Origin of the sequence: Microcoleus sp. LAD1_D5, assembly GCF_036702115.1 — a bacterium.
Classification (GTDB): domain Bacteria; phylum Cyanobacteriota; class Cyanobacteriia; order Cyanobacteriales; family Microcoleaceae; genus Microcoleus.
In genome coordinates, this window is sequence record NZ_JAUBSA010000148.1 from 1 (window position 1) to 4977 (window position 4977).

The 4977-nt window shown below is 43.3% G+C and carries 4 protein-coding genes; 1 reads left to right on the forward strand and 3 read right to left on the reverse strand.

Annotated features, from left to right (window positions below; translation table 11 throughout):
* Window positions 1-465: 465 nt before the first annotated feature.
* From QUA70_RS27915 to QUA70_RS27925, 3 genes are all read right to left on the reverse strand, one after another.
* Window positions 466-1137, reverse strand: coding sequence for a PEP-CTERM sorting domain-containing protein (locus QUA70_RS27915; protein ID WP_333326688.1), 672 nt, complete (start codon window positions 1135-1137; stop codon window positions 466-468).
* Between the two features lie 1528 nt (window positions 1138-2665).
* A complete protein-coding gene (locus QUA70_RS27920; RefSeq protein ID WP_333326690.1) occupies window positions 2666-2836 on the reverse strand; it encodes a hypothetical protein in 171 nt (56 codons plus the stop codon).
* A gap of 288 nt (window positions 2837-3124) precedes the next feature.
* Window positions 3125-4702 carry an outer membrane protein assembly factor BamB family protein gene (locus QUA70_RS27925; protein ID WP_333326692.1) on the reverse strand — a complete coding sequence of 526 codons (1578 nt, stop codon included), beginning with the start codon at window positions 4700-4702 and terminating at the stop codon, window positions 3125-3127.
* Between the two features lie 127 nt (window positions 4703-4829).
* Between QUA70_RS27925 and QUA70_RS27930 the strand changes: the two genes are divergently transcribed.
* Window positions 4830-4977 (forward strand): DUF255 domain-containing protein (locus tag QUA70_RS27930; protein ID WP_333351010.1); only part of this gene is annotated, 148 nt, incomplete at its 3' end.

Here is a 4977-nt window from a genome sequence, read left to right on the forward strand (position 1 = left end):
CAATGATCAATGGTGATTATCTCCTTTTAAAGAATCTCAGTGTCTTTAGATCGGAAATTATTAAGAAACAGCCTTACGGTAGTTCTTAAATACGCTGTCTAGGGGCGACTTGACGTTGAATACAACTACTCTGCGGTGCTGTAATTACGCCACCCATCTAGCGATGATTGGCCCTTGAACTGTGCCGCATCAATTCGGCTCAGTCCGTTGCGGAGATTGCTCGCCCTCTAAGAGATTTCAATGCCTAGTTGATACACTGGATTACCAGGACTCAATTATAGATCTTAATAACAGCCGTAGCGCTACAAATGTGTTTGAGATCGGCTTCCAAGTCCGGGTTTTTCACGGTGGCGCGCTATTAGATAATAAGAAACCTGGTTTCTTGGTGAAACCAGGTTTTTAGGTCTAACATAAAATAATCAGTTTGGCATCAAGCCAGGAGCAAAAAGCAGTGAAAATGATAGCCTATTCAGCTTTTTGAGCCTGAGCGCGTTGCTTTTTGAACATAGCACCAAAACCAACAGCGGCTCCAGCAGCAAGCATTGTTAAGGGTTCAGGAGTAGCTTCAGTGTTGCTAGTGCTGATGGTGCTGATGTAAGAATCGCTTTTACCACCTGGTAAGGCTTGAACGTGCAAACCTAATTTTAAGGCACCGGTATTCAAAGCGGAAACTACGTTAGCATAATTTCCAGTAAAGCTCACTCCGAAAGTTTCGGTACCTTGGACACCCCATTTATTAGCAGCACCAGTATCCCTTGTGAAGGCATAGTCTGTGGTGAAACCATTACCACCTTGAGGCAACTGATCGTTACCAGCACCACCACTAAAAGCTACGGTACCAATGTTACCAACGTTAGCCACGGCATTAGACAGATAGCCATTATCATCAAAGAGAACTTTACTGATAAACATATCAGAGGCAGCAGTATTTCCCGAGTTGGAGATGTTAAAAAGAACTGATGCACCTTGGTCAATTACGTCAAATGTAAAGGTGTTTTGATAGGCATCTCCCGGCGTATCGCCACCAACGATATTACCAAAGCTGAAGGCCGAGGCAGGTGCTGCGGATACTGCACTAAGAGTGGCGACACCGGCAACAGCTAAAATATATTTGACTAAGTTTAATTGGAATTTCATGGTTGACACCGTTATTTGTAAGTTGACTGGAAGTAGGTTTTTTCCCTTCACATATTCAATATAAACGGAAGCACAAGTTAATGCAACTAGGTTTGATAAAGATTCGATGAAGATTGAGAATACGCTGATGGGATTTAGCCTAAATGCCTAAAGTGATGACTTCTAGCTAGCTATTTCCTATGGCTTACATCAAAAAATATGGGTGCTGCCATCCGGATTTTAGTCGTGACTTTTCTCTCTTTTAAAAAGCTATAACTTAGATTCCTAAACAGGGGTGCGACACAGCATAATTACTGATAAAACTATTTTAAAGCTCTAAATTATGCCTTTAAAATTTTTGTTATCCGTTAATGTACGGTATCAAAGTTTAAGTGAGAGCTTGATTACTGGGTAAAAATAGGTAAAAACCGATGGTGACAGTTGAAGCTGCCGAATGTGGCTATAACTCAGGACAAAATCTGGGCTCATATTCCGTGCGTCGATTCTCGCTTTCGGATTCAGCAACAAGCGCCATTTAGACTTATATGTTGCACTATTACCAAGAACCTGCTCTGGGGCCCGTTTCACAAAGAATGAGTTTTCTTGGGGGGAGTAGGGGTTGGGCAGGAGATCCCGCCCAAAACAGGCTTATTGATTATGGTGCAACATTTCAGTTTAGAGAGGAATGGTTTCGGTGGTCGTTATTATCTGTGACGCCGGAAATTTAACCGACTAAAGGGAAGACTCGACTTTCTGGGACATAGTTTTCGGAACACGGTCAGGGCTGTTTCATTCTCAGGAAAACCAGCCTTTTGTACGGGTCGTGCCAAGAATGCCGACCCGACCCATCCAGAATTTGTTAGGCATTTGGTGGGATTGGGGCAGCCACGGGGGGCTGCCCCAACAAGAGAATGAAACAGCCCTGCGTCTACCGTAGAAGTCGCGCTGCTGGTTATCTAAAAATGTTGAGACTAATAATTCTATTTCTGGGTCTGCTTTCGCTAAAAATTGGTTAATATTATTTTTCCGAAAAAGCTCGATTCCAAGATTTAACGGGTGATAAGCAAGTAGAAAGAGTTTACGCAGTAAGGGTTTGAGTAGCTTGTTATCAAAAAAATGTGTGCGTGCGACGATCGCTAATTTTGAGGCTTTCTACAGGGTCGAATGAGGATCGTTCGTGTTCGCTACCATCAAAATAGTCAATAAACTTGTGATAATTACTACTCTCTAGAGGGAGGTTCAAGAGCCTAAACCCTCTAAATATCAAGGTTTTAGCGGGTTTCTCACTCCGTCAATTCCCAGATTCAGTTTGGCACTGTTTGGGGACAGCAGGAGGAACCGTCGCAGTCAGCAAAAATTTTCCCAGCCGTTGATCGAAGGTTCTCCGAGACGATCGACTCATTTGACATCTAAATTATCAGCGATCGTATGAAAACAGGATGATCAGCAACAACTCAGCTAAAACATCTCGCGCTAAACTGCTAGAGAACTGATATCATGTCCGATCGATTAACCATAATATCCCCGTCGGGGCGGGTTTTTGAGATTGTCAATTGATAATGCCGTACTTTGTTACTTTTTTCGGCAATTTGCGACGACGGTAAGAGTTAAAAACGTGTTTTTCTGGAAATTCTCCTCTAGTTGCTAACCATTGCTGTGCCGCCGCCACAATATCCTGTTCGGAAATGCCCAATTCCGCTGCTATCTCGAAAAGGTGCACTCTGGATAATTCCCCTTCATCCTGTCAGCGTGCGATCGCAAGCTGTAAAATACCTTGAGCATCCTCTCAACCGTAAACTAAACTTATTTGAGTTTCAGGAGTTGCCATAACGAGTTTCCGATAATTTCCGAAATTCTTTCTCTCACCGCAGTTAAACCGCAGGTAGGAATAGGTGGCGGATTTCAACACCCTTTCAAGAACAGGCAAGATGCCTGTTCCACAATAAGTAGACTCTTTTGTGGAACAGGCATCTTGCCTGTTCCCGATAAAGGTACAAAATACCCATAACTAACCCAAAGTATACATCCAGCCATCCCTGGCGCAAATCCTCACAATTCCGTCCCAAACTACAGGCGTCGCCTCAAATGACAAACCAGGCTTAAATCTCCCCGATTCTATTACTTTCAAACGGTAAAACTCCCCTTTAGCATTTTTCAAAGCATTCTGATCCCCCGACTTCGCTCGTTCCCAATTCAAATTGAACAAATAAACACCGTTGTATCCCGCACTGATCAGTTTATTGCCATCGGTAAAAATCGGAGTCGAAATTGAAGAACCAATCGCTTTTTTAAATACTATTACCGGAGTATCGTAAGACTGGTTTCGCCAAGGCACAGAACTTTTTTTACCTGTAATCATATCTTGGGAACCGATGTACAAATTGCCATCGATCGCATTTGTGGCAAACAGCGCCGGAAACTCCCCTGAATTGTACTCGTCATTCAACGCCACCGAGCCAATTATCCCGCCTTCCCAGCTAGACAGTCGGCGATTTCCCGTCGGCAAAAACCATTCAACACTGGCATTCGGTTCCTTGTTGGGATTCAGCTTCAGCACTCCACCGTTGCCCTGAATGTATTGTTTTTCAATGGCACAAAACAGTTTTCCTGATTTAGAAATTACAGCACTTCCATCCAAATCTGAACCAGTATAAAAATCCCAAACTATTTTTTTAGTTGCAATGCTAATACCGTAAATATGACCGGAACCAGCAGCTATAAAAATTCTATCTTTTAGCCTCGATGGCGATGATTCCGCTACCAAGTTACCGCCGTGTTTGCTGATATCTGCTGCTGCATAAAGCTGTACTTCCGACAATATATTTGGCTGCTTGATGCCTTGTTTGATTTTTGCCTGGCTTGTGGAACTATCGAGAAAATAGCCGATCGCATTTTCCCCAGCATTGAACAAAACGCCACCGCCGATGTCCAAAGCGCTGCTGTCATTATCTCGGCTGTAGCTGGGCGTTTTCCTGATGTCCAATTTCCAAAGTTCCTTGCCAGTTCTAAAAGATATTGCCCTAAAACTCGGCACGACACTTTTGCCACCACCGCCACTACGGCTGCCTTGCAAAATCACAATTCTGTTTTCGGCGCTCGCTTTTTCATCGATATAAATCGTTGATGAACCTTTGATTATATCATCAAATTTATAGCGCCAAACTTCTTTATTAGTAGCAATATCTATTTTTCGCAAATTGTGGTCATAAGCACCTATAATTAAATAAGTTTTTCCCCCGTCTCTGGTAATAGTCGGCTGTCCTGTCCAACCGGCACCGCTCCAAACTACAGACCGCCTTCCCAGAAAAGTCCGGCCGCTTCCTAGTTGAAATTTGTCGATTAACTTCAAGCTTTTCGGAACACCTCTGCCGTAGAACCGACGCTTGTCATTACCTAAAAATGTTGGGACTAATAATTCTATTTCTGGGTCTGCTTTTGCCAGAGAATTGTTAAGATTAGTTTCTAATAAAACTTGCTCCGACGATGATGCAGTTTGGTACAGTTTGAGAACAGCAGGAGGAACAGCAGCACTCAGCAAAAATTGTCCTAGCTGTTGATTGAAGGTTCTCCGAGATGATAAGCTCATATTATATCGAGATACTCAGCCATAATATTAAAACATAATTATCAGGTACAACTCAACTAAAACATCTCGCGCTAAACTGCTAGAGAAATGACAAGCTTACCCAGCACGACTTAAAGTGGATTTGATTATGGTCAACCGTCTTGCTCAATCCCAAAGCCTTTACCTGCGGAAACACGCCGAAAATCCGATCGACTGGTGGCCTTGGTGCGACGAAGCTTTGGAAGCGGCCCGAAGCGAAAATAAACCGATTTTCCTGTCAATTGGCTACTCTAGCT

What these genes read in the sequence shown, in the direction of transcription:
- QUA70_RS27925 (WP_333326692.1), bottom strand. Translation starts at nt 4,702, where the DNA reads ATGAGCTTATCATCTCGGAGAACCTTCAATCAACAGCTAGGACAATTT.
- QUA70_RS27915 (WP_333326688.1), bottom strand. Translation starts at nt 1,137, where the DNA reads ATGAAATTCCAATTAAACTTAGTCAAATATATTTTAGCTGTTGCCGGT.